Source organism: Pseudomonas sp. NPDC089408, from assembly GCF_044749445.1.
Lineage (GTDB): Bacteria > Pseudomonadota > Gammaproteobacteria > Pseudomonadales > Pseudomonadaceae > Aquipseudomonas.
Genome location: NZ_JBIVHY010000002.1, coordinates 88,201 through 112,992 on the forward strand (window position 1 = coordinate 88,201; position 24,792 = coordinate 112,992).

A 24,792-nucleotide genomic window follows, 5' to 3' on the forward strand; every position below is an offset into this window, starting at 1 on the left:
CACCGCATGAAGCGACTGGCTGGTCTTTCCGCCCTTGCCCTGATTATCTCCAGCACCAGTGGGTGTGGCTGGCTGTGGGGCGAGGATGGCTATTTCCGCGACCGCGGCAGCGATTACCTGCAGGCGCACCCGACCGCACCGATGCAGCTGCCGCCGGACGCCAGCAACGTCAAGCGCCTTGACCCGCTGCTGCCGATCCCGCGTAACGTTGCTGACGACACCGCCAGCGGCGAGTTCGAAGTGCCGCGCCCGCAACCGTTGGCCGGTGGTGCCGGCCAGGTGACCGATTACAGCCTGCAGCGCAGCGGCAGCAGCCGTTGGGTACTGGCCCAGCATTCGCCAGCCGAAGTGTGGCCGGTGGCGCGCCAGTTCTTCGAGGACAACGGCTTCCGCATCGCTGAAGAGCGCCCGCAAACCGGTGAATTCAACACCACCTGGCAGCGTTTCGACGAGCTGTCGGCGTCGCTCGGCCAGCGCCTGGCCAGCACTGCCAGCAGCGGTGACAGCGAAGTGCGCGTGCGTGTCCGCATGGAGCCTGGCGTACAGCGCAACACCTCCGAAGTGTACGTGGTCAGCGTCGAGCGCCCGGCTGGCAGCACTGCCGAGCCTGCGTTCCCGTCCTCGTCCGCCAACACTGGCGCCGATGCCCTGCTGGTCGACGAAATGCTTGCCAGCATGAACCGCAGCGCCGAGAAGGGCGGTTCGGTATCGCTGCTGGCCGCGCGCGATTTCGACGCGCCAAGCCGCGTCAGCCTGAGCGAAGACGGCAGCGGCAACCCGGTGCTGTACCTGGGCTCCGACCTGGACCGCGCCTGGTCTGGCGTTGGCCGTGCCCTGGAGCAGGGTGGCGAGTGGCGTGTCGAAGACATCAACCGCAGCCTGGGCCTGTACTACATCAACCTGTCGGAAAAGCCTGACGACAAGCAGAACCAGCCGGGCTTCTTCAGCCGCATGTTCGGCAGCGAGCCGACCAAGGAAGAGCGTGAAGCCCGTGCCGAGCGCTACCAGGTACGCCTGAGCAAGGTGGGTGACAGCGTGCAGGTCACGGTCGAGAAAAACATTAACACCGTGGCTCCGGCCGATGTCGCCCGCCGCGTGCTGAGCGCCATTCAGGACCACCTGGGTTAAGTGCGCTTCGCGGTACTCGGAAGCGGCAGCCAAGGGAACGGCACGCTGATCGCCAGTGGTGACACGTTCATCCTGGTTGATTGCGGCTTTTCCCTGCGCGAAACCGAGCGGCGCCTGGCGCTGCTCGGCGTCACGCCGGCCCAGCTCAGTGCGGTACTGGTCACCCACGAACATGCCGACCACGTGCATGGGGTCGGCTTGCTGTCACGGCGCTACAATGTACCGGTCTACCTCAGCCAAGGGACGTTGCGCGGCATGCGCAAGCCGGTGGAGGTGGCCGGTTTTCTCGCTTGTGGCGAAAGCCTGCGCGTTGGCAGCCTGGAGGTTACCGCAGCGCGGGTCGAGCACGACGCCTACGAGCCATTGCAGTACGTACTGAGTGACGGCAAGCGGCGCTTCGGCATGCTCACCGACCTGGGTTCGTACGACGCGCTGCTGCTGGAACGTTACCAGGGCCTGGATGCACTGCTGATCGAGGCCAACCACTGCCGCGACCTGCTGGCACGCGGTCACTACCCGGCCTTTTTGAAGCGGCGGGTCGGTGGCATGCAAGGGCATTTGAACAATCACCAGGCCGCGCGCCTGGTGCACGAGTTGGGCTGGAACAACCTGCAACACCTGGTGCTGGCCCACCTCAGCAGCAAGAACAACCTGCCACACTTGGCCCGCCAGTGCTTCGTCGACACCCTTGGGTGCGACCCGGACTGGCTCCAGGTGGCGAATCAGGAACACGGGCTCGACTGGCGCGAAATCGCCTAGCCCAACACCTCAAGCAAGCGGAGCCCAATCATGGAAAAACGCGACGAACTCTACCGCGGCAAGGCCAAATCGGTTTACAAGACCGATGACGCCGACCGCTTGATCCTGCTGTTCCGTAACGACACTTCGGCGTTCGACGGCAAGCGCATCGAACAGCTCGACCGCAAAGGCACGGTGAACAACAAGTTCAACGCCTTCATCATGCAAAAGCTGGAAGAAGCCGGCGTGCCGACCCAGTTCGACAAGCTGCTGGGCGACAACGAGTGCCTGGTGAAGAAGCTGGACATGATCCCGGTCGAATGCGTAGTGCGTAACTACGCGGCTGGCAGCCTGGTCAAGCGCCTGGGCGTGGAGGAGGGCATCAAGCTGGAGCCATCCACCTTCGAGCTGTTCCTGAAGAACGACGAAAAGGGCGACCCCTTCATCAACGAATCCCACGTTGTCGCGTTCGGCTGGGGCACCGCCGAGCAACTGGTAGAAATGAAGAAGCTGTCGCTGAAGGTCAACGAAGTGCTGAGCAAGCTGTTCGATGACGCCGGCCTGCTGCTGGTCGACTTCAAGCTGGAGTTCGGCGTATTCCACGGCCAGATCGTGCTGGGCGACGAGTTCAGCCCGGACGGCTGCCGCCTGTGGGACAAAGAAACCCGCAAGAAGATGGACAAGGACCGCTTCCGCCAGGGCCTGGGCGACGTGATCGAAGCTTACGAAGAAGTTGCCAAACGCCTGGGCGTGCCGCTGTAAGCGGCACGTTCACGCAAGCGCCTGATACCACGCGATTTTTTTTAAGAAAAGGTTTGCGTTTTAAAAGAACGCTGGTATGATGCGCGGCATTGGAGAGATGCCGGAGTGGTCGAACGGGACGGATTCGAAATCCGTTGTACTGGCAACAGTACCTAGGGTTCAAATCCCTATCTCTCCGCCATACAAGATTAAGCCCCGCAGATTTACGTCTGCGGGGCTTTTTCGTTTCAGAATCCATTTTGATACATTTTCATAAGCACCGTTGCTTGAAGATCACAGGTGCGGGCGGCAGTATGATCGCCAATCGCGCCCGATCCTCTGGTGCTGGCTTAGTTCGGCATTACGTTCGGGCCTTCTTTTTCTGGGAAACAGATATTGCTGGCGCCGAAACCGAACCTTTCCTCTAAAGCCCCGCCATAGAGTGGGGCTTTTTTGTATCTACCGACCCAGCTTTTCCATAGCTGCATCTGCCAGGAACGACGACCTGCTCTTTACATTGTGATCACGCACATACCGGTCGATCTGTTGAATGACGAATCCAGGTAACGTGACGTTGACCTTCTCTGTCTTGCCCAAGTACGGCGTGATGTCGAGTTCCAGCATGCCCCAGCCCATGCCAGCGAAATCCGGATTGTTCCGGTGCATTGCCGCTCTGGTAGGCATCGGGATGGCCTGCCCGTTGCTGGCAATCTCTTCCAACATGATGTGGGCTACCTCGATAGCTGCCGCATAGGCCTCTTCGAAAGTGTCGCCCGCAGTTACCGCGCCAGGGATGTCGGGAATCTGAATGCCGATAGCGGTGTTTTCGTCGCCCCATTCGATGCAGATTGGGTATTGCATGGCTTTCTCCTTCAGCGCAACGGAGAGGGTAGGACTGGGCTAGATCAACCCGGCGCGTTCCCTGATACTTTTCACTGTGCCGATCGGTAGATCTTTCTTCGGATGCGGCACTGGGATGGTGTTCGGATTGTTGGGGTGTTTGAAGATGTGGTGGCTTCCAGTAACACGTTTCAGGATCCAACCGGCTGCCTGAAGCTCCTTTATCAAATGCCTGCTCTGCACCTACATCTCCTTGTGTTGCCACGTCAAAATCATACCTCCAGGCGCATAATTGAACAATCGGAGCTTTCGAGAAACCGGGAAGCCAGAGGCCCATGGTGTTGCTCAAAGCCCGTTTGACTATTGGCATATTGCCGCTCATTTTTTCATCATCCCCAACTCAGCATCATCCAGCAGGGCCTTGTCCATCGCACTGAGGTAATGCGAGGCCCAGATCAGTTTCTGGTCGCCTTCCATCAGGCCGGTGATGATCAGGTCGCGCACATAGCCCATCAGTTCCGATGCCTGTTCGCGTGCGTCCTGGCAGGGGATGCCGGGTTCGATACGGAACAGCGGGTGGGTGTTGTTTTCGCCTTGGTAGAAGCAGGTTTTGCCGACGGTGGTGGGTTCTTGGGTGTTGTCGGTTGGCATTGTGTTTATCTCCCTGGAATCTCGTTGTCTGGACTGGCCCTTTCGCGGGTAAACCCGCTCCTACAACGATTACGCTGTCCTGTTGTAGGAGCGGGTTCACCCGCGAAGAGGCCGGGCCTGCTAATGCAAGGTGTGCGGCTCAGCCGATAAATGCGGCCGCATCTGCACTTGCATCAATGCCGAATCGAGGGAGTAGGGTGGATCGGGGACCATCTTAAGCATAAGTAACTCCAGAGTCAGTCGGGCTGCTACGGACTTGCTGTCAAACAAGAGGGGTGGCAGCGGTACGCGGGTTGACAGACCGAGGACTCCGGAGACTCGGCGCACACAAGGTGCCCCACGTACTGCCGCCATAACGGGAAGGGGATGTTTCTGAGTTTTTGCTGTAGGAAGGGCAGGCCCGGCGGTGATGCCAGTCAGTTAAGAAAATGCGAGGTGCTCGGCGGGCTTTTAGCATCGCCTGTGAGATCGAGCGCCGCCCGCGCGGCGCTTCGCGGGGCAAGCCCGCTCCCACAGTCTGTTTCGGGCCACTCACTCCTGTGATTTCACCGCTGGCCGCCTTGTCTGTTCCATTCGATATCGGTTGCGCCCCTGCACTTCATCAATCTCCAGCCATGCACACAGGGTGCGCGCGCCAAAGGCACAGGAATAATTGGCCCGAAACAGATGTGGGAGCGGCCTTGTGCCGCGAAGCGCCGCGCGGGCGGCGCTCGATCTCACAGGCACCCAATATCTCAAGGCAAGCACCTGTCAGCCCTTACTGCTTGCTGGGGGATACCCTCCAGCTTTATCAGCGCATAGCTGCCAGTTTAATGCCAAACCCCACCAGGCAAGCCCCCGCCAGCCGCTCGAACATATTGGTAATACGCGGGTTGGCGCGCATGCGTTCGGCCAGTTGGTGCGTGAGCACCACGGCAATCAGCCCGTACAGGAAGGTCACCACCGCCACCGTCGCCGCCAGGAAGCCGAAGGTCACCAGGCCCTGGTGCTTCACCGGGTCGACGAACAGCGGGAAGAACGCCATGTAGAACATGATCGCCTTGGGGTTGAGCAGGGTGATCAGCATGGTCTGGCGCAGGTATTGGCCGTTGTCCATACGGCTGGCGCGTGGTGCGCCGCCGGGTTTGCTCAGCACCATGCGCAGGCCCAGGTAGGCCAGGTACGCCGCACCGGCCCATTGCACCACGTGGAAGGCAGCGGGGTAGGCGGCGAGCAGGGTGGCCACGCCGGCCACCGCCAGCCACAACAGCACCTGGTCACCCAGGATTACCCCACAGGTTGCGGCCATGCCGGCCTTGATGCCGCCCTTGCCGGTGGCGGTGATCAGGGCGAAGTTGCCCGGGCCCGGGATGGCCAGGACGATGATGAAGGCGATGACGAACGCGCCGTAGTCGGTAACGCCGAGCATGGGAACTCCTGTTGGGCAGTGCGAAGGCAGGGTTCAAAACTATCGTCGTCACCGGCCTGCATTTCAACCGAGTCTCGCGAAATTGCAAATAACCGCCGAATTTTCTGGAATAGCCGATATTTATTGCGCAACATCTTGTTGTTGCACGCCTGCAATAAACTTGTGCTGCCAGCGACTTGGATCCAAAGCTCAGTTTCTGTATCATCCCGCCGCCATCAGACGATGGCCGAAGATGATTCATTTAAAGGACTGAGTAATGAAAAAGCTGTTCAAGGCCACTGTTGCCGTTGCTGTCGTATCGGGTGTTGCCCTGCTGTCGGGTTGCACTGGCCAGGTCTACAACCAACCGAAAAACTGCACCTACGACTACCTGTTCCACCCTTCGGTTTCCATCTCCAAGATCATCGGTGGCTGCGGCCCAATCGATAAACTGCCTCAGCAGCAGTAATCTTGGCGGTACCCTGATCGCGGCGCTTGCGGCGTGATCCAAGGCCCCCGGTCATGTATATGGCCGGGGGTTTTTGTTTTTGAGCGTGACAATCCGCCGCTGGGGCAACCCGTCGCCTTGCGCATCGGCCTGCAATTTGTTTGTGCTGGCATTTCAGATACAATCAGAAAAACGATTCAGCCTTGTCGGTCAATTCGACAAAAGGCCGAGTCGTTTTCTGGTTCTCTGGCTGCTGAACAATGATCAATAACAAGCCTGCGCTGAAGAACACGCTTTACCGGGGCCAGCCACAGGCCCTCCCTCTGTTCTTATGACTGGAATTGATCAATGTTCAAGAAAGCTGGCAAGACCTTGCTGGGTCTGGCTGTCGCTGCAAGCTTCATGCAAGCGCACGCCGCAGAAACCAAGAAAGTAGACGTGCTGCTGGTCGGCGGCGGCATCATGAGCTCTACCCTGGCGGTGTGGCTGCACGAGCTGGAGCCAAGCTGGTCGATGGAAATGGTCGAGCGCCTGGACGGCGTGGCCGAAGAAAGCTCCAACGGCTGGAACAACGCCGGTACCGGTCACTCTGCCTTGGCCGAGCTTAACTACACCCCGGAAGACAAAGACGGCAACGTCAACATCGCCAAGGCCATCGAAATCAACGAGGCGTTCCAGATTTCCCGCCAGTTCTGGTCGTGGCAGGTACGCCAGGGCGTGTTGAAGAACCCGCACTCGTTCATCAACACCACCCCGCACATGAGCTTCGTGTGGGGCGATGACAACATCAAGTTCCTGAAGAAGCGTTACGACGCGCTGCAGGCCAGCCCGCTGTTCCGCCCGATGCAGTACTCCGAGGACCACGCGCAGATCGCCAAGTGGGTCCCGTTGATGATGGAAGGTCGCGACCCGAACCAGAAGCTGGCCGTGACCTGGACGCCAATCGGCACCGACGTCAACTTCGGCGAGATCACCCGCCAGTTCGTTGGCCACCTGCAGACCCAGGACAAGTTTGACCTGAAGTTGTCCAGCGAAGTGCAGGACATCAGCCGCAACAAGGACGGCTCCTGGCACGTCGAGTACAAGAACCTGAAGGACGGTACCGAGTCGGCCACCGACGCCAAGTTCCTGTTCATTGGTGCCGGCGGTGGCGCACTTAAGCTGCTGCAAAAGTCGGGCATCCCTGAAGCCAAGGAATACGCAGGGTTCCCGGTGGGCGGTTCGTTCCTGGTAACCGAGAACCCGACCGTGGCCATGCAGCACATGGCCAAGGCCTACGGCATTGCCTCGACCGGTGCGCCACCCATGTCGGTACCGCACCTGGACACCCGCGTGCTGGACGGCAAGCGCGTGATCCTGTTTGGCCCATTCGCCACCTTCTCGACCAAGTTCCTGAAGAACGGTTCGTACCTGGACCTGCTGGGCAGCACCACGATGCACAACGTGTGGCCAATGACCAAGGTCGGTATCGAGCAGTACCCGCTGGTCGAGTACCTCGCTGGCCAGCTGATGCTGTCTGACGACGACCGCTTCGAAGCCCTGCGCACCTACTTCCCGAACGCCAAGAAGGAAGACTGGAAACTGTGGCAGGCTGGCCAGCGCGTGCAGATCATCAAGCGTGATGCCGAGAAGGGTGGCGTGCTGAAGCTGGGTACCGAAGTGGTGGCTTCGCAGGATCGCACCATCGCCGGCCTGCTGGGCGCCTCGCCAGGTGCCTCGACCGCTGCGCCGATCATGCTGAACGTGCTGGAAACCGTGTTCAAGGAGAAGGTGGCTACCCCAGAGTGGCAGGCCAAGATCAAGGAAATCGTACCGAGCTACGGCACCAAGCTGAACGACTCGGCAGCGGCCACTCAGAAAGAGTGGAACTACACGGCTGAAGTGCTGCAGCTGGAGAAGCCACCGGTGATCGACGCCAGCGTCGGTACCACCGTTGCGCCGAGCCAGCCGGTTGAAAGCAAGCCTGAGAATGACATGGCGCTGTAAGCGGCCGCCTTGTTGTGAAGGAAAGCCACGGGGGAGACCTTGTGGCTTTTTTTTGCCTGTGCGGGCCTCTTCGCGGGTGAACCCGCTCCTACAAGGGGAGCGTTACCGGTGTGGGAGCGGGTTCACCCGCGAAGAGGCCGGGACGGGAACCGCTACCGGGTCACACCGAGTGCCATGCCCTGGGCTTCCCACAGCCGTTGAAACGTCCCGCCTGCATGGCGCAGGGTGTCGGGCGGGCCGTCTTCGACGATGTGCCCGTTGCGTAAGACGATGATCCGGTCGAACCGGGCCACGGTTGACAAGCGATGCGCCACAGCCAGCACGGTGCGCCCTTTCATGAGCTCATCCAGGGCCTGTTGGATCTGCGCTTCGGAGGTTGAATCCAGTGCGGAGGTGGCTTCGTCGAGGATCAGTATCGGTGCATTTTTCAGAAATGCCCTGGCCAGGCCTAGCCGCTGGCGTTGTCCGCCGGACAGCATCACCCCGCGCTCGCCCACGCGGGTGGCATAGCCCTGGGGCAGGGCGCGGATGAAATCGTCGCAATGCGCCTGATGCGCGGCCTGCATGATCTGCTGCGGGGTGGCATCCGGCTGGCCGTAGCCTATGTTCTCCAGCACGCTGCGGTGAAACAGCGCTGGCTCCTGGGGTACTACTGCAATTTGCCGTCGCAGGCTGTCCTGGCTGACGGTGCGCAGGTCATGTTCATCAATCAGAATCACCCCGCCTTGCACGTCATCCAGTCGCTGTACCAGGCTGATCAGGGTGGATTTGCCGGCACCGGAGGGGCCGACGATGCCCACTTTCTGCCCGGAAGGTATGTCCAGAAACAAGTGCTGGAATACCCGCTGGCCGTTGCCGTGACGGTAGCTGACATCGATGAAGCGGATGCTGCCGTGGCTGCTGGGCAGCTCCTTGGGGGTGTCTGCCAAGGCGTGGGGCTGGACGATGATGCGCAGGGTTTCGGCAATTACCCCAAGCTGCTGCGAGGTATCCACCAAGGCCAGCGCCAGGTCGCGCGAGCCATGCAGAATGCGGAAGGTCAGCGCGCTGACCATGACCACGTCCCCGGCCGTGACCTGGCCTGCTCGCCACTGCACGATGGCCCACCCGAGCATGGCGCCGGCCATCACCGACAGGCACAGGTCATGCACCACCCTGGCTTTCTCCAGGTAGATCCAGCTGCGTTTCTGCGCCGTGGCTTCGACCCCGATGGCTTGCTCGAGGCGGCGACGTTCGCGCTCGCGTGCCGAGAATGCCTTGATGGTCCAGACGTTGTTGACCTGATCGACAATCTCGCCACCCACCCGGGCCGATTGCGCGGCGAAGTCGATATGCCGGCTGCGGCCGCGAATGCCCATTACCGTGATCAGTGTGGCCACGGCCAATACACTGGCGATCAGGGCCAGGCCCATCGTCACCTGAACCGTCAATAACACGATCACAGCGCCGACGAAATCGACACAGGGCGGAATGATTTTCCAGGCTAGCCCGCCATAGATGGAGCCCGCCGCCGCGCCGGCAGAGGATATCCGGTTGGCCAAGGCACCGGCGAAATGCTGGGTGAAGTAGCGCATCGGGTGGCCGGTCAGGTGGTTGAACAATTCGATACGCAGGTCGGCGCAACTGGCCACCACCGTGCGACAACCCAGGTAGCCGCCGCTGCGCCAGAACAGGTTTTCCACCACGATCAAGCTGATGAACAACGCGAACGGCAACCATACCCGCCCGGCGCCCTGTGGGCCGTCGGCCATGGCATCCACCAGCAGTTTCATGCCGTACTGCACGGCTACCGCGCAGCTGGCCGCACCCACGATCAGCGCCAGCAACGCGGCAAAGGGCCACGGCCTGCGTTTAACGTAACGCCACAGGAACGCCACCGGCCGGTCAGACAATAGCGGCGAGTCACGCTGCTCAGGGTTCATGGCTGACCCGCGGGTTGCAGTGTTGCCGGTTCATCTGCGCCGAGGTTTGCTGCAACGCCAGGTGCAGGGGATGGAAGGGCGCCCGGCTGCCGCTGGCATCGGGATAACCGAACACCCCCGTCGGGCAGTAGCGGTCATCATCCCAGCCCGGATAATCCAGAAACGGGTACCAGCACAGCCCGATGATCGGCACACCCCGACTGCGGGCCAGTTGCAGCTGCGCGCTGACATAGCACAGCCAGGGCACCCGGGCGGTGTCCTCGGCGCCGGTCTCGGCCAGCAGTACAGGGCGTTGGTAGCGCTGATGCAGCTCGCTGAGCATGCCCTGCAATGGCCGGAAATCGGCGTGGCCTGGTGGTATTTTCTCGCCCGAAAAGTACCACTGGTTTTGCGGGTAGAAATTGGCCCCGACGATATCCAGGCAAGCTTCCTGGCCGCCTAGCCCCGGCCAGCTTCGCCCGGTCAGCAGGTCCCAGCTTTCGTATTGCGCCAGCCGGTAGGCTTCGGCAGCGGCGATGTGTTCGGCCCGCCGGCTGGTGGGCAACACGTTGATCAGCGGGTCGCATTGCAGGAAGCGCGCTGCCGGCACCACTTCGCGGATGGCCTGGATGGCTGCAATGCTGGCGCGCACAAGCTGGTGCTTGAGTTCCTGGCCGCGCCCGGTGGCGCACGGGTTGAAATAGCCAACCTCGCCACCGGCCCAGCTCCAAAATGAAATTTCGTTGATCGGCGATAGCAGCGGTGCGTGTTCGCCGCCGTCGGCCAGCAGGCTGGCAAAAGCGGCGGCGAAGCGGGCAAAGCGCTCGACGAACGCCGGTCGCCAGATGTCCAGGTCGTCCGGGTAGCCGTAATGGCAAAGGTCCCAGACCACTTGAATGCCAGTACGGCGGGCTGCTGCGATCATCGGCAACACCTCTGACCAGTCGTACTGATACGGCCGCCGGTCGATCAGGTGCCAGCGCACGCCATCACGCACACTGTGAATGCCCAGCGCTGCCAGCTGTTGGTAGTCTTGCTCGGCCCAGCGCGCATGGCCGGTGGCGTGCAGCATATCCAGCCGGCGACCGTCGTGGCGCCGCTGGGCCGAGCACTCGTACCCCGCCATGACAAAGCTGCGCAACAGCTGTTCGTGATCCATCAGTACCCCAAGGGCTCAACCGGCCTCGCTGATATAGGCTTCGGCCTCGACCCCGGCTTCGCGGGCGATACGCTGGTACAACGCCAACGCCTGGCCGACAACCTGGTCCATGTTGTAGTACTTGTAGGTGCCCAGCCGGCCGAGGAAGGTCACCCCTGGGGTCTGATCGGCCAAGGCCTTGTAGCGCCGGTACAGTTCGGTGTTTTCCGCGCGCGGTATTGGGTAATAGGGGTCACCCCCGGCGCAAGGGTATTCGTAACTGATGCTGGTGCGCGGGTGGGTCTGGCCCGTGAGGTGCTTGTACTCGGTGATGCGCGTATAAGGCACGTGCGGCGCCGGGTAGTTGACCACTGCCACCGGCTGAAAGCATTCGACATCGTGTGTTTCATGCACGAAGCGCAACGAGCGATAGGGCAGCTTGCCGTAGCAATGTTCAAAGTACTCATCGACCGGCCCGCAGTACACCAGCTGCCGGTAGTGCACCAGATCCCGCACTTGCTTGAAATCGGAAGACAACAGCACGTCGATGCCAGCCTGCTCAAGCATGCGCTCGAACATCGCGGTATAGCCGTGCAACGGCATCATCTGGAAGCTGTCGGTGAAGTAGCGGTCGTCCCGGTTGGTGCGGGTGGGTATTCGGGAAGTGACCGATTTGTCGAGCTCCGAGGGGTCCAGGCCCCATTGTTTGCGGGTATAGCCACGAAAGAATTTCTCGTATAGCTCGCGGCCGATCTGGTTGACCACCACATCTTCCGAGGTGCGCAGCGGTATCACCGGCTCGGCGCGCTGGGCGAGGAACCCGGCCGCCTGGGCCTCGTCCATGTCCAGCCCGTACAACGTGTTGAGGGTGGTCAGGTTGATCGGGATCGGCACCAGGTGTTCGTCCACCTGCGCCAGTACTCGGTGCTCGTAAGGGCGCCACTCGGTGAAGCGGGACAAGTAGTCGACGATGCGTTGGGCATTGGTGTGGAAGATGTGCGGGCCATAGCGATGCACAAGCACGCCAGCGGCGTCCAGGTGGTCATAGGCGTTGCCGCCAATGTGCTCGCGGCGATCAATCAGCAGTACCCGCAGGCCGAGCCCGGCACACAGCCGTTCGGCCAGTACGCTGCCGGCAAAACCGGCACCGACGACAAGGTAGTCATAAGCGGGTGCGGCGATGGCGTGGTCGAGGGTTATCGTTGGCATTCGATCAGCTCCCGCATGGCGCCGCAGGTTTTGTCCCACGACATGCCATCCAGGGCTTTGTCAGCGCGCCGGGCTATCTCGCCCGACTGAAAGCGCAGGTTCAGCGCGTCTTGCACCGCTTCGATGAATGCCTCGGGTGTGTCGGCGATACTGACCACGCCACTGTTTCCGTAGCCTTTGACCACATCGCGCACCGCAGTGGATACCACCGGGCAGCCTCCGGCCAGGTACTCCGGGGTTTTGGTCGGGCTGATATAGCGTGTTGATTCATTGTGGGCGAATGGCATCAGTGCGACATCCCAGCCGGCCAGATACGCGGGTAGCGCTTCGTAGGGCCGGCTGCCCAGGTAATGGATATTGGCCAGGCGCGGCAGGCTGGCCTCGTCGATTTTCACCACCGGGCCGATCAGCACGATGTGCCAGTCAGGCCGTCGAACTGCCAGCTCGGCTACCAGCTGGAGGTCAAAACGCTCGTCGATGACGCCAAAAAATCCCAGGCGCGGATGGGGGATTTCGGCTTGGTCGGGTGGGTCAGGCAGTGGCTGGCGGGCCTGGCCAAAGTGGCTGATGTCGACGCTGCTGGGCATGGCGTGAACGTTGGCATGGTGCTGGCGCTTGGCCTCCCACAACGAATGGCCGCCCGTGAACACCAGGTCGGCACGCTGTAACAGGCGTTGCTCCATGGCGAGCATGGCCGGCGGTGCGAAGCGAAAGGCCGAAAGCTCGTCCATGCAGTCGTACACCACCACCTGGGCCTGCAGATGCTCGGTGAAAGGCAGGCTCATCGGCGTCCAGTACCACAGCAGCAACTCACCGACGTCGCCCAATGCCAACCAAGCGTCGATCAGTCGGCGCTGGGCATCGATCAGCTGTGCTTCATCCAGCCCCGGTGGCAGCACCGGAACCAGCACGCAGACGCCCTCGGCCACTGACTCCAAGCGTAAGCCTGGGCCCTTTACGTCGTCGAATACCGGCTCTTCGAAAAACACCACGTCATAGTCGCGACCAAGACGCGACATCAGCTGTTGCGGGCGTTGGTAGACAAAACCCCAGCGCAGATGTGACAAGCACAACAAGGTCGGGCGTGTTCGTGTGGCCTGGGTAATACCCGGCGCTGATTCGCCAACGTAAGGTTGATCGAGCGGAATGAATTCGAGTTGGTTCATACGAGGTTCCCCTGCATAAGCACGGACGGACGCCGGCCCGGATGGCGGGCTTGAACGAAGGCGTCGCTGAACGGCTCGCGTGATGCCTTGTAGAATTTGGAGGCATCACCGGGGAAGGGTGTTCAAACAGGCTGGGTGCTACCCGATGAAGGGCATGCCCAACCTTGCGGCTCAGTGCTGGCGCAGGATACAGGCCAGCAGGCCGGGGAAGCGGCTGTCCAGCAGCTCGCTGCGCAGGGAATTCATGTGCGTGGTGCCTACATTGCGGGTTTGCACCAGGCCGGCATCGCGCAAAACCCGAAAATGATGCGACATGCTCGACTTCGGCCGACCGCCATCAAGTTCACCACACGTAGCCTCTGTCACGCCGGCCAGATGGCGGACGATGGCAAGGCGCACCGGGTCGCTCAGGGCGTACAGCACCCGTTCGAGAATCAGGTCTTCAGCATTGGGATGTTTATAGGCTCGCATGGTCGACATGATACCGGGGCTTTCAATTGTTGTCATAGTTCGATTATGATCGAACTACCGTATTCGATGCTCCTGGAGATCAGCATGACCGCACTGTTCGAACCCTACACCCTCAAGGACGTCACCCTGCGCAACCGCATCGCCATTCCGCCGATGTGCCAGTACATGGCCGAGGACGGCATGATCAACGACTGGCACCACGTGCACCTGGCCGGCCTGGCCCGTGGCGGTGCCGGCCTGCTGGTGGTTGAAGCCACGGCGGTGGCACCGGAAGGGCGTATCACCCCCGGCTGCGCCGGGATCTGGAGCGATGCCCATGCACAGGCCTTCGTGCCGGTGGTACAGGCAATCAAGGCCGCAGGTTCGGTGCCGGGCATCCAGATCGCCCACGCCGGGCGCAAGGCCAGCGCCAACCGCCCGTGGGAAGGTGACGACCACATTGCCGCCGATGACGCCCGCGGCTGGGAGACCATCGCCCCGTCTGCCATTGCCTTTGGCGCACACCTGCCGCAAGTGCCGCGCGAAATGACCCTGGACGACATCGCCCGGGTCAAGCAGGACTTCGTCGATGCTGCCCGCCGTGCGCGCGATGCCGGCTTCGAGTGGATCGAACTGCACTTTGCCCATGGCTATCTGGGCCAGAGCTTCTTCTCCGAGCATTCCAACAAGCGCACCGACGCCTACGGTGGCAGCTTCGACAACCGCAGCCGCTTCCTGCTGGAAACCTTGGCTGCCGTGCGTGAAGTGTGGCCAGAGAACTTGCCATTGACCGCACGTTTTGGCGTGCTGGAATACGATGGCCGCGATGAGCAGACCCTGGAAGAGTCGATCGAGCTGGCGCGCCGCTTCAAGGCCGGTGGCCTTGACCTGCTGAGCGTGAGTGTCGGCTTTACCATTCCTGACACCCATATTCCATGGGGCCCGGCGTTCATGGGGCCGATTGCCGAGCGCGTGCGTCGTGAGGCCAAGCTGCCGGTGACTTCGGCGTGGGGTTTTGGTACGCCGCAACTGGCGGAAGCGGCGCTGCAGGCCAACCAGCTGGACCTGGTGTCCGTAGGCCGGGCGCATTTGGCTGACCCGCACTGGGCCTACTTTGCGGCCAAGGAGTTGGGCGTGGAGAAAGCCTCCTGGACCTTGCCGGCGCCGTATGCGCACTGGCTTGAGCGTTATCGCTGAGTCCAGAAGGGGCCGCTATGCGGCCCATTCGCGGGACAAGCCCGCTCCCACAGGATTGAGTGGCCCTCAGGCCTGCGCTATACCTGTGGGAGCGGGCTTGTCCCGCGAATGGGGTGCGCAGCAGCCCCCGAACTCAAAACCGATCCAACCGGTAAGCCGACATCTCACCCCCACCAGCCCGCTCAGCCAACCGCCCCACCCATTCCGCGGTCACCGCCGCCTGGGTCAACCCAAGATGTTGATGCCCGAACGCCAACAGCACCCGCCCATCACACACCCGGTCGATCACCGGCAACGAGTCCGGCAACGACGGCCGAAATCCCATCCACGGCGTCGCCCCCTCAACACTCAACGCTTGCCGGAACAAACCCTTGCTCAACCGATGCAACTGCCACGCCCGTTGCATGCTAGGCGGCGCGTCCAGCCCGGCGAACTCCACCGTGCCGGCCAGGCGCAAACCTTCGGCCATGGGCGTCATGATGAACTTGCGCTCCAGCGAGGTCACCGCAAACGGCAGACGCTGATGTTCGCCAGGCAGCATCAGGTGGTAGCCGCGTTCAGTGTCCAGTGGCACCTGCTTGCCGGTGAGTGCTCCGGTCAGTTTTGCCGAATGCGCACCACAGCAGACCAGCACCTGGCGCGCATTGAGCGTGCCGTGGTCGCTGGCCAGGCAAACCCCACCGCTGTGCACCTGGCCACCCTCGACCTGCGCCTGGACAAAGCGCACGCCACTGGCCTTGGCCGCTTCGAACAACTCGCACACCACCCGGTACGGGTCGATGAAGTGCCCGGTCTTGGGGAAGAACAGCCCGCCTAGCAATGACGGGCTCAGCTGCGGCGCTGCTTCGCGCACAGCATCCGCTGACCAGACGTCCACCGGTACCGCCTGCTGCTGCATACGCGCATGCAGTGCCTCCAGCGCCTGCCGCGATTCCGGCCGTTCGAACACCAGCAACGAGCCATCCTCCTGGAACAGCTCGCTACGCCCGATCGAGCCCAGCAGCCGTTGCCAGGCAGCCAGGCTGCCTTCGTTCAAGGCGCGGATACCTGCCACGCTGCGCTGGAACGGCGCCGGGCGCAGGTTGAGCAGCAAGCGGGTAAACCACGGCATGGCCTTGGGCAGGTATTTCCAGTCCAGGCGCAGTGGGCCCATGGGGTCGAGTAGCATGCGTGGCAGGCGCTTGAGGATCGACAGGTCGGCAATCGGGAACACTTGTTCGGTGGCCAGGTGCCCGGCATTACCGAAGGACGCACCGTGGCCGGGCGCCTGCCGGTCGACCAGCGTTACACGGCGGCCCTGGCGGGCCAGTTGCAGCGCACAGGCGACGCCGACGATGCCGGCGCCGATCACGGCGATATCGGTTTCAGCGGTTTCGACCATGTTCAGCCTTCCCGTTTACCGTCGAGCAGGCGCTGCAGTTGCAGCGGGTTGCCGTGTTGCAACGCCTGCGGCAGCAGGGCATCAGGGAAGTCCTGGTAGCACACCGGGCGCAGGAAGCGCAGGATCGCCGCCGTGCCCACCGAGGTGGTACGGGCATCGGAGGTGGCCGGGAACGGTCCGCCATGCACCATGGCATCGCAGACCTCGACGCCGGTCGGCCAGCCATTGACCAGAATGCGCCCGGCCTTGCGCTCCAGGGTGGGCAGCAGGGCGCGGGCGCTGTCGATGTCAGCGTCGTCCAGCTGCAGGGTGGCGGTTAACTGGCCTTCCAGGTGCTCGGCTACCTGGCGCACTTGTTCATCACTGGCGCAAGCCACAACCAGCGAGGCTGCGCCAAACACTTCAGCCTGCAAGGCCGGGTCGGCGAGGAAGGCTTCGGCCTGGGTCACGAACAGCTGCGCCTGGCACTGGTTGGGGCCTTGGCCGGGCTGGCCGCTGGCGGCGGACTGGGCATTGGCGTTGTTTGCCAGTGCAGCAACGCCGGCCTGGTACGCAGTGAAAATGCCCGGGGTAAGCATGGTTTGCGCGGCGGCCTGCTGCACATGGCCACGGGCTGCGCTGATGAAACGCTGCAGCGCCGGGCCTTGGCGGGCGATCACCAGGCCGGGGTTGGTGCAGAACTGGCCGGCGCCCTGGGTCAGCGAGGCGACGAAGCCTTGTGCCAATGTTTCGGCGCGGGCCTGCAGGGCAGCGTCGAACAGGAATACCGGGTTGATCGAGCTCATTTCGGCATACACCGGGATGGGCTCCGGGCGCGCCTGGGCCGCCTGGCACAGCGCCACGCCACCGCTACGCGAGCCAGTGAAGCCAACGGCCTTGATGCGCGGGTCGCTGACCAGCGCGATACCGACTTCACGGCCGGAGCCGTACAGCAGCGAGAACACGCCGTCTGGCAAGCCGCACTGTTGCACCGCTTGTGCCACCGCCCGGCCGACCAGTTCGCTAGTGCCGGGGTGGGCGCTGTGGGCCTTGACCACCACCGGGCAGCCGGCGGCCAATGCCGACGCCGTGTCACCGCCGGCCACCGAGAAGGCCAGCGGGAAGTTGCTGGCGCCGAACACGGCTACCGGCCCCAGGGCCACCTGGCGCTGGCGCAGATCGGCGCGCGGCAGCGGCTGGCGCTCGGGCAGGGCGTTGTCGACGCGCACGTCCAGCCATTCGCCGGCGCGTACGACACGGGCGAAGGTGCGCAGCTGGGTGCAGGTACGGCCACGTTCACCTTGGATACGCGCCGGGGGCAGGCCGGTTTCAGCCACGGCGCGGTCGATCAGGGCATCGCCGAGGGCTTCGATCTGTGCGGCGATGGTTTCGAGAAAGCGTGCCCGTTGTTCCAGCGAGGTTTCGCGGTAGGCGTCGAACGCCGCCCAGGCCAGGGCGCAGGCCTGGGCCACGTGTTCGCTGGTGCCGCCGAGGTAGGCCGGTTGCAGCGCTTGGCCGGTGGCCGGGTTGACGGCATGGATGGCCGAGCGGCTGCCGGTTACCGGGGTGTGGCCGATCAGCAGGTTGCCTGTCAGGGTCATGGAACCTCCTTGGGAAATCAAATTCAGGTATCAAGGGAGACCGCGCCCCCTGTAGGAGCGGGTTCACCCGCGAATCAGGCGACGCGGTGCTTGGCACCGGCTTTGCCGGTGTTCGCGGGTGAACCCGCTCCCACAGGGGGCTGCGGTTCGGCCTCTAAGCAGGTGCTTAGGCCAGGTTCTGTTCAGCCGACCAGCTGGCGTACCAGCTACGGAACAGCCCGTACTGCTGCTCGGCATAGTTGCGCTGGGCATCGGTCAGTGCGTCGGTCTCGTTGAAGTGCAGGCTGTACTCGGTATCACCGTTGAGCACCATCAAGTGCTTGTAGTACAGCACCAGGTCGCAGCCTTCATCGAACGACGACAGCACCGCAAGTGCTGCTTCCAGCTCGCGCGCCAGGCGGCGGGCACGGGCGTCGCCCTTGGCGGCCTGCTTGCTCAGGCTCACCAGTTGCAGCACTTCGCGTGGCAGGGCGTTGCCGATGCCGGTGATGGCGCCGGTGGCGTTGCAGTTGACGAAGCCATGCACCACCTGGGTGTCGACGCCGACCATCAGGGTCACGTCGTCATCCTTTGAGGTGATGTGCTCGGCGGCGTAGCGCAGGTCGGCGCCACCGCCGAATTCCTTGAAGCCGATCAGGTTAGGGAACGCGTTGCGCAGTTCGAAGAACAGGTCGGCGCGGGTGGCAAAGCCGTAGTAGGGGCTGTTGTAGATCACCGCCGGCAGCTTCGGCGCTGCAGCGAGAATGGCCGAGAAGTGGTGCTTCTGGGCGATCAGCGAGGCGCCGCGGCTGAGCACGCGGGGGATGACCATCAGGCCGGCGGCGCCAACCTTGGCGGCGTGGGCGGCATGCGAAACGGCTTCACGGGTGTTCACCGCACCCGTGCCGACGATGGTCGGGATGCCGGCGGCGACCAGGCGCGCCACGCCTTCCTGGCGCTCGGCCTCGGTCAGCAGCGGCCAGTCGCCCATCGAGCCGCAGTACACCACGGCGCTCATGCCGGCCTCGATCAGCTCGCGGCCCTTGCGCACCAGGGCGTCGAAGTCCGGCTTGCGCTCGGCGGTGCACGGGGTCATCAGGGCGGGCATGGTGCCGGTGAAGATGTTGTTGGTCATTGTTGTTACTCCTGGCGAAATTCGGTTGGTAAAAAGCCGGGGCTCAGATGCCCCAGGCGAACGGGTCCTGTTCGTCGATCAGCAAGGTGCTGTCGGCGGTCATATAGGCGCGGCCGGTGATGAATGGGCGAATGCGTTCGCCGTCGCGCTCGTAGCGGCCATGGAACTGGCTGCCGGTGATGCTGGCCTGCACCCAGGTCTGGCCTTCGGCGAGTTTGCCGTCGGCAGCCAGGCAGGCCAGCTTGGCGCTGGTGCCGGTGCCACAGGGCGAGCGGTCGTAGGCCTTGCCGGGGCACATCACGAAGTTGCGGCTGTCGGCGTTGGTGTCGTCGGCAAACAGCTCGACGTGGTCGATGGGGGCGCCGTTCTCACCGGTGATGCCTTGGGCTTCGAGGGCCTTGAGCATGGCCCAGGTGTATTCGGTCAGTGTTTCGCGGTTATCTAGCTCGATACGCTGGCCGTGTTCGGCAACCAGGAAGAACCAGTTACCGCCCCAGGCAATGTCGCCGCGCACCACACCATGGCCGGGCACCTCTACTGCCACCTGCTGGCGGTAGCGGTAGGACGGCACGTTGCCGACGGTAATGGCGCCGTCTTCATGCAGGGTGGCGCTGACCTGGCCGACCGGGGTGTCGATCTTGTGCTCGCCCGCAGTGATCAGGCCCAAGTGCTGCAGCGAGGCAACCAGGCCGATGGTGCCGTGGCCGCACATGTTGAGGTAGCCGGCGTTGTTAAAGAAGATCACCCCGCAGGTGGCATCGGCCGACACCGGCGGGCAGTACAGCGCGCCGACCAGCACATCGTTGCCGCGCGGTTCCAGCAGGCAGGCGCGGCGCCACGGGTCGTGCAGCTCGCGCAGCTCGTCACGCAGCTCGGCCATGCTGCGCCCGTGCAGTTGCGGGAAGCCCTTCATCACCAGGCGGGTAGGTTCGCCGCCAGTGTGGGAATCGATGACGTGAATCTGTTTCATGGGCGTGTCCCTTGGGTAAAAGATCAGGAAGCGACGGCGGCAGGGCGGCCGGTATAGGTTTCAGCAGAGGCTTCGCTTTCGTCCTCGCCTTCCAGTCGCACCAAGCGGGCAGGCACACCGGTGGCGGCACCCCAGTAGTAGATACCCAGGGCACAAACAGCCACCGCCACGGTGTCGAGCGGGTGGCCGAGTACCCCCAGGCCGCCGAAGCTGCCCAGCCACGACAGCAGAATGGTCACCGCGTAGAAGCCGATCAGCCATGCCGACGAGCGCACTTGCTGGGCCAGCGACAGGTGCTGGGTCGGCACGAAGCGGGCGCACAGCAGGTACAGCACGAACATCACGATCTGCAGGGCCAGCAGCCACGACACGGTGTTCCAGCCCGACCAGTACACGATCAGCGCGGCGATAATGAACGACAGCGGGCCAAGCACGCCCATGCCTTTGACCCGGAACGGGCGCGGCATGTCGGGCGCGTTGCGGCGCAGGGCGGCGACGGTGACCGGGGCCACGGCGTAGCTCAGTACCAGGGCGGCGGACACCACGTTGATCAGCGCTTCCCACGACGGGAAGGGCAGGGTCCAGAACACCGACAGGCCGAAGGTGAGCCACAGCGCCGGGCGCGGGATGCCGGACTCGGCGTCGATGCGGGTGAAGTACTTGAAGAAGGTGCCAGTCTGCGCCCAGCCATAAACAACGCGCGGGGTGGCGTTCATGTAGATGTTGCCGCAGCCGCTGGGTGAGATCACTGCATCGGCCACCACCAGGTAGGCCAGCCAGCCCACACCCAGGGCCAGGGCGATGTCACGGTAGGGCAGGGCCAGTTCCTTGGTCACGCTGGCCCAGCCGTTGGCGAGCATTTCGGTCGGCACGCTGCCGAGGAAGGCCAGTTGCAGCAGGGCATAGATGGCGGTGGACAGCAGCACCGACAGGATCAGCGCAATCGGGATGGTGCGCTGGGGGTTCTTCACCTCGCTGGCCACCGAAATGATCGGTGTCAGGCCCAGGTAGGCGAAGATGATGCCACCGGCCGACACGGCCATTTCCACGCCAGACAAGCCGAACGGTGCAAAGCCCTGGACGGTGAAGTTTGCTGGCTTGAAGAAGGTGAACAGCACGCCGATCACCAGCAGCGGCACGATGAACTTGAACACACTGACCAGGTTGTTGGCCTTGGCGAAGGTTTTCACGCTGCGGTAGTTGAGGAAAAAGAACAGCCCGAGCAAGGCGAACTGCACCAGCCAGCCAAGCACGGTCGGGTCACTGGAGCCGGCCTTGGTCAGCCCGGGAAACCAGGCGGCGGCGTATTGGCGCGAGGCGACCACTTCGATGGCGATCAGGCTGGAAAAGGCGATCAGGGTGATGAAACCCATCAGGTAGCCAAGCAATGGGCCGTGCGAGTACACCGGGTAGCGCACCACGCCACCGGCGCGGGGCAGGGCAGCGCCCAGTTCGCAGTAGACGATGCCCAGCAGCAGGACGGCGAAGCCGCCAAGGAACCAGGAGAGGATACCGGCCGGGCCGGCGATGGCCGAGACGTGGCTGGCGGCGAACAACCAGCCAGAGCCGAAAATGGCCCCCAGGCCGATGAAGGTGAGGTCCAGCAGTGATAACTGTTTCTTGAATTTGCCTGACATGGGTTCGCCTTTTTGTTGGTTATTGGATAGGCAGGTCTGATGTCACGAGATGCGGCTTTTTGGGCCGCGCTCTTGTAGGACTTGGGCGGCGTGCGTGGGGCATAGAGTGGACCGATCAGGGCGACGGTTCTTGATGGTTTTCTGCAGGGGGGATGACGAAATCGGCACAGTTGCTGAAAAACAGTGGCAGGCAGGAAGGGTGGGGAATAGGCTGTAAGCCCTACCCCGTAAGGGTTGCAGATAGGTAATCGCAGGGCCGGCCTCTTCGCGGGTAAACCCGCTCCTACAAGGACCTCGCTGCCCTCTGCACCTGCGCGCTCCTTTGTAGGAGCGGGTTCACCCGCGAAAGGGCCGGCCCAGTCAGCAGAGAACCGACAGATGACCGAAAATCCCCTGGCAACCCTCTACCAATCCCTCGGCCAGCACCGCCCCGCCACCCTCGAGGCCCTGCTGGCGGGTGTGGCGCTGCTGCTGCCGATCCTCGACGCCATCCCCAATGCCGCGATCTTCATCAAGGACCCGGCCGCCCGCTACGTGCTGGCCAACAACACCCTGGTCCAGCGCTGCGGCCTCAAGCGCCTGCAACCGCTGCTGGGCAAGACCAGCGCCGAAGTATTCCCGGCGCAGCTGGGCCCCGGTTACACCGAACAGGACCGTCGCGTGCTGAAGGAAGGGTTGGTCCTCGAAGACCAGCTGGAGTTGCACCTGTACGGCAGCCGCGAGCCCGGCTGGTGCCTGACCCACAAGCGCCCGCTGTACAACCCGCTGGGCGAAATCATCGGCCTGGTCGGCATCTCGGTCGACCTGCAGTCAGCCGCCGACAGCCACCCCGCCTACCAGCGCCTGGCAGCGGTGGACGAACACATCCGCCAGCATTTCCACCAGCCGATCAGCATGGGCGAGCTGACCCGCATCGCCGGTATTTCCGTGGCCCAGCTGGAGCGTTACTGCAAGCGGGTGTTCCACCTCACGCCGCGGCAGATGATTCACAAGGCTCGCCTGGAGCACGCCCACCGCCTGCTGCATTCGGAACTGCCGATTACCGAAGTGGCAATGTGCTGTGGCTACACCGACCACAGCGCCTTCAGCCGCCAGTTCAAGCAACTGACCGGCTTTACACCGAGGCAGTATCGGCAGGCGACGGCATTGTAGGCGCTGGGGCTGCGGTGGCGTTCGCTTGCCAGCGGTTGTAAAGGTTTTGCGCGCGTTGCATACGCGCCAGCTTCAGCACGGCCAGCACCAGACCGGCCATGAGGAGTGCGGACAAGCCTGCCAACAGCCCGCGCTGGCCTTTCACCCCCTTTTCAACCTGAGCCGCGTAATCGGGAGCCATGAAGACCGAACAAATGGTGTCGAGCTTCTCCTCCGGCATGTACCGGGTGAATGACGCCAGAGTTTCGGAGGACCGGCATTGGTCCAGCGTCAGCTTTTCATCGGGAAACCACATTTGGAACTTGATGTCTTGTTGCGACACGTAGAAAGCAGGTGCTTCAGGGTCATTTTTAAGCCAGACCATCAAGTAATCCGACTGGTTTGCCATCGGCAAAGGCGCCATCAGCACGCTGAGAACGGCCACTAGAGCAATGAGCCACCTGAAGCGCCCCTGGGAGAACCGTGCCGTAGCAAACTGCGGGGTGTTGAAATCGCTCCAGTCAATGTAGGCACGATTGCGGCTCACGTCGCCGGGCGCAAGGCCGTTGTCGACGATCCAGCGATGGGCCAGGCTGGCCTCGTGAAGGTTGTTGGCGGGAATATTGAATTCGTAGCGGAAAAACTCGATTTCCCTCAGTTCCTTGCGCAGCCTGTTCAACTGCGAGTGCTGGTCGAATTCAGTGGTGCCACCAAAAATCCGCCAGATGAGGTCTCTAAGAAAATACAACGAACCGGCCCGCCGGTAGATAAAGCACAGCAGCAGGCCCAGCAGTATGGGCCCGACGATGCCGGCCAGGGGCGCCAGGTTTTCTACGCTCCAGAACGATGAGGCCAGATTGGTTGAAGTGCTCATGTCAGCTCCTTTAACGATGTAAGCAGGCCTGCTACACACGTCGCAGGTCCACAGGTCCGATGAAGTGACGATGATAAAGGCGGTTAATCTGACCTGTCGTTAGCGAAGTTTCTGAGTCGGTTGTGGGAAATTTCTTAGTTACTGCAGCGCGCTCAGGAACTGGCGAACAATACGCGCGCTTCGGCAAAACACTGCTCGGCAATCGCCGAACGCGGCTCGCTGCGGCGCAGCAGCAGGCCGACCTGGCTGTGGATGGCGGCGTCGGCCACCGGCACGATGCGCAGGTGCTCGCTGAGGTCTTCCAGGCCGCAGTCCAGCGGCATGATCGCGCAGCACATGCCGGTGTTGATGGCCTGGATCAGCTGGAAGCTCGAGTCACTTTCCAGTACCGAATTGGGCTCCAGGCCACGGCTGCGGAAGCTCAGGTCCAGCGACTGGCGGTAGTGCATGCCCTTGCTCAGCAGCCCCAGCGGAATGTCGCTCAGTTCGTCCCAGCGCAGGCTGTCGCTGGCAAACTGGAAGTGCCGGGTGTCATGCAGCAGGCCCATGGTGGTGGTGCCCAGTTCGATCACTTCGAAGAAGCTGGTGTTGACCTGGTCCAGGTAGCAGATTCCCAGGTCGAGCTGGTTGCGGCTGAGCCCGTCGATGACCTGTTCCGAACTCAGCGAACTGAGCTGGAAGTGCAGTTCGGGGTATTTTTCCCGCAGCGGCAACAACAGGTGCATGGGGTTGAAGCTGGCCAGCGGCACCGTGCCCAGGCGCAGGCTGCCGACCACCTGGCCGCGGCAGCTGGCGGCCTCGGCTTGAAGGCCGTCGTGGGCGGCGAGCAGGGTGCGTGCCCAGGCCAGGATGCGCTCGCCGGCTTCGGTAAAACCCTCGAAGCGCTGGCCACGCTTGACCAGCACCAGGTCCAGTTCATCTTCCAGGTTGCGCAGGCGCATGGACAGCGTCGGCTGGGTGATGTGGCACAGCGCCGCCGCTTGGCCGAAATGGCGGGTCTGGTCGAGGGCGATGAGGAACTTGAGCTGCTTGATGTCCATGGAAATGCCTGGCGTCTGGTTGTGCAGACCTTAACCTACGTTTGCGATAGATGTCATTGATCGCCCGGTACGTCATATCGATTGG

General features: G+C 62.7%; 23 protein-coding genes and 1 tRNA gene. 8 read left to right on the forward strand and 16 right to left on the reverse strand.

The window, feature by feature from the left end; genetic code table 11:
* Positions 1–6 precede the first annotated feature (6 nt).
* From bamC to ACIP02_RS03880, 4 genes are all read left to right on the forward strand, one after another.
* Positions 7–1,128 (forward strand): outer membrane protein assembly factor BamC, encoded by a 1,122-nt coding sequence (gene bamC / locus ACIP02_RS03865; protein ID WP_400613405.1) that lies wholly within the window; start codon positions 7–9, stop codon positions 1,126–1,128.
* A complete protein-coding gene (locus tag ACIP02_RS03870; RefSeq protein WP_400613407.1) occupies positions 1,129–1,887 on the forward strand; it encodes an MBL fold metallo-hydrolase in 759 nt (252 codons plus the stop codon).
* Between the two features lie 30 nt (positions 1,888–1,917).
* Positions 1,918–2,628, forward strand: coding sequence for a phosphoribosylaminoimidazolesuccinocarboxamide synthase (gene purC / locus ACIP02_RS03875; protein WP_400613410.1), 711 nt, complete (start codon positions 1,918–1,920; stop codon positions 2,626–2,628).
* A 91-nt stretch (positions 2,629–2,719) separates the two neighbouring features.
* Positions 2,720–2,809: transfer RNA gene (locus ACIP02_RS03880), tRNA-Ser, on the forward strand.
* 257 nt (positions 2,810–3,066) lie between these two features.
* Here the strand turns inward: ACIP02_RS03880 and ACIP02_RS03885 are convergent.
* The 4 genes from ACIP02_RS03885 to ACIP02_RS03900 all read right to left on the reverse strand — a co-directional run bounded on the left by ACIP02_RS03885 (position 3,067) and on the right by ACIP02_RS03900 (position 5,506).
* On the reverse strand, positions 3,067–3,468 hold the full coding sequence (locus ACIP02_RS03885) for a type II toxin-antitoxin system HicB family antitoxin (protein WP_400613412.1): 402 nt from the start codon (positions 3,466–3,468) through the stop codon (positions 3,067–3,069).
* A gap of 39 nt (positions 3,469–3,507) precedes the next feature.
* On the reverse strand, positions 3,508–3,690 hold the full coding sequence (locus tag ACIP02_RS03890) for a type II toxin-antitoxin system HicA family toxin (protein WP_119369101.1): 183 nt from the start codon (positions 3,688–3,690) through the stop codon (positions 3,508–3,510).
* 135 nt (positions 3,691–3,825) lie between these two features.
* On the reverse strand, positions 3,826–4,098 hold the full coding sequence (locus ACIP02_RS03895; RefSeq protein WP_400613414.1) for a DUF3077 domain-containing protein: 273 nt from the start codon (positions 4,096–4,098) through the stop codon (positions 3,826–3,828).
* Between the two features lie 790 nt (positions 4,099–4,888).
* Positions 4,889–5,506, reverse strand: a complete 618-nt coding sequence (locus ACIP02_RS03900) for a LysE family transporter (protein WP_400613416.1) — start codon at positions 5,504–5,506, stop codon at positions 4,889–4,891.
* A 256-nt stretch (positions 5,507–5,762) separates the two neighbouring features.
* Between ACIP02_RS03900 and ACIP02_RS03905 the strand changes: the two genes are divergently transcribed.
* Positions 5,763–5,954 carry a YhfL family protein gene (locus ACIP02_RS03905; RefSeq protein ID WP_003254720.1) on the forward strand — a complete coding sequence of 64 codons (192 nt, stop codon included), beginning with the start codon at positions 5,763–5,765 and terminating at the stop codon, positions 5,952–5,954.
* A gap of 327 nt (positions 5,955–6,281) precedes the next feature.
* Positions 6,282–7,919: a malate dehydrogenase (quinone) gene (mqo, locus tag ACIP02_RS03910; protein WP_400613419.1), complete on the forward strand. Its 1,638-nt coding sequence runs from the start codon at positions 6,282–6,284 to the stop codon at positions 7,917–7,919.
* 152 nt (positions 7,920–8,071) lie between these two features.
* Here the strand turns inward: mqo and ACIP02_RS03915 are convergent, their stop codons facing one another.
* The 5 genes from ACIP02_RS03915 to ACIP02_RS03935 all read right to left on the reverse strand — a co-directional run bounded on the left by ACIP02_RS03915 (position 8,072) and on the right by ACIP02_RS03935 (position 13,813).
* Positions 8,072–9,841: an ABC transporter ATP-binding protein gene (locus ACIP02_RS03915; RefSeq protein ID WP_400613422.1), complete on the reverse strand. Its 1,770-nt coding sequence runs from the start codon at positions 9,839–9,841 to the stop codon at positions 8,072–8,074.
* A complete protein-coding gene (locus tag ACIP02_RS03920) occupies positions 9,831–10,979 on the reverse strand; it encodes a beta-glucosidase (protein WP_400613424.1) in 1,149 nt (382 codons plus the stop codon). Before ACIP02_RS03920 ends, ACIP02_RS03915 begins: the two co-directional genes overlap by 11 nt.
* Positions 10,980–10,994: 15 nt before the next feature.
* A complete protein-coding gene (gene glf / locus ACIP02_RS03925) occupies positions 10,995–12,167 on the reverse strand; it encodes a UDP-galactopyranose mutase (RefSeq protein ID WP_400613426.1) in 1,173 nt (390 codons plus the stop codon).
* On the reverse strand, positions 12,155–13,333 hold the full coding sequence (locus ACIP02_RS03930) for a glycosyltransferase family 1 protein (protein WP_400613429.1): 1,179 nt from the start codon (positions 13,331–13,333) through the stop codon (positions 12,155–12,157). The genes glf and ACIP02_RS03930 overlap by 13 nt, the downstream gene beginning before the upstream one ends.
* 171 nt (positions 13,334–13,504) lie before the next feature.
* Entirely contained in the window at positions 13,505–13,813 is a 309-nt protein-coding gene (locus tag ACIP02_RS03935; RefSeq protein WP_400613431.1) for an ArsR/SmtB family transcription factor, read from the reverse strand.
* A gap of 75 nt (positions 13,814–13,888) precedes the next feature.
* On the opposite strand from ACIP02_RS03935, the gene xenA reads away from it, so the two are divergent.
* A complete protein-coding gene (xenA, locus tag ACIP02_RS03940; RefSeq protein WP_400613433.1) occupies positions 13,889–14,980 on the forward strand; it encodes a xenobiotic reductase XenA in 1,092 nt (363 codons plus the stop codon).
* A 133-nt stretch (positions 14,981–15,113) separates the two neighbouring features.
* Here xenA and ACIP02_RS03945 read toward each other — a convergent pair whose 3' ends face one another.
* From ACIP02_RS03945 to ACIP02_RS03965, 5 genes are all read right to left on the reverse strand, one after another.
* Positions 15,114–16,361, reverse strand: coding sequence for an NAD(P)/FAD-dependent oxidoreductase (locus tag ACIP02_RS03945; protein ID WP_400613435.1), 1,248 nt, complete (start codon positions 16,359–16,361; stop codon positions 15,114–15,116).
* Positions 16,362–16,363: 2 nt separating this feature from the next.
* A complete protein-coding gene (locus ACIP02_RS03950) occupies positions 16,364–17,941 on the reverse strand; it encodes an aldehyde dehydrogenase (NADP(+)) (RefSeq protein ID WP_400613437.1) in 1,578 nt (525 codons plus the stop codon).
* A 166-nt stretch (positions 17,942–18,107) separates the two neighbouring features.
* The gene (locus ACIP02_RS03955; protein ID WP_400613439.1) at positions 18,108–19,055 is read right to left on the reverse strand and encodes a dihydrodipicolinate synthase family protein; all 948 of its coding nucleotides are present in this window, start codon (positions 19,053–19,055) and stop codon (positions 18,108–18,110) included.
* A gap of 43 nt (positions 19,056–19,098) precedes the next feature.
* Positions 19,099–20,025 carry a 4-hydroxyproline epimerase gene (locus tag ACIP02_RS03960; RefSeq protein ID WP_400613441.1) on the reverse strand — a complete coding sequence of 309 codons (927 nt, stop codon included), beginning with the start codon at positions 20,023–20,025 and terminating at the stop codon, positions 19,099–19,101.
* Positions 20,026–20,048: 23 nt separating this feature from the next.
* Positions 20,049–21,662: an APC family permease gene (locus tag ACIP02_RS03965; protein WP_400613443.1), complete on the reverse strand. Its 1,614-nt coding sequence runs from the start codon at positions 21,660–21,662 to the stop codon at positions 20,049–20,051.
* Between the two features lie 378 nt (positions 21,663–22,040).
* Here ACIP02_RS03965 and ACIP02_RS03970 point away from each other — a divergent pair, with 378 nt between their 5' ends.
* On the forward strand, positions 22,041–22,814 hold the full coding sequence (locus ACIP02_RS03970; RefSeq protein WP_400613445.1) for a helix-turn-helix domain-containing protein: 774 nt from the start codon (positions 22,041–22,043) through the stop codon (positions 22,812–22,814).
* Here ACIP02_RS03970 and ACIP02_RS03975 read toward each other — a convergent pair.
* Entirely contained in the window at positions 22,777–23,667 is an 891-nt protein-coding gene (locus tag ACIP02_RS03975) for a DUF6216 family protein (RefSeq protein ID WP_400613448.1), read from the reverse strand. The genes ACIP02_RS03970 and ACIP02_RS03975 overlap by 38 nt on opposite strands.
* A gap of 152 nt (positions 23,668–23,819) precedes the next feature.
* Positions 23,820–24,707, reverse strand: a complete 888-nt coding sequence (locus tag ACIP02_RS03980) for a LysR family transcriptional regulator (protein ID WP_400613450.1) — start codon at positions 24,705–24,707, stop codon at positions 23,820–23,822.
* Positions 24,708–24,792: the final 85 nt, after the last annotated feature.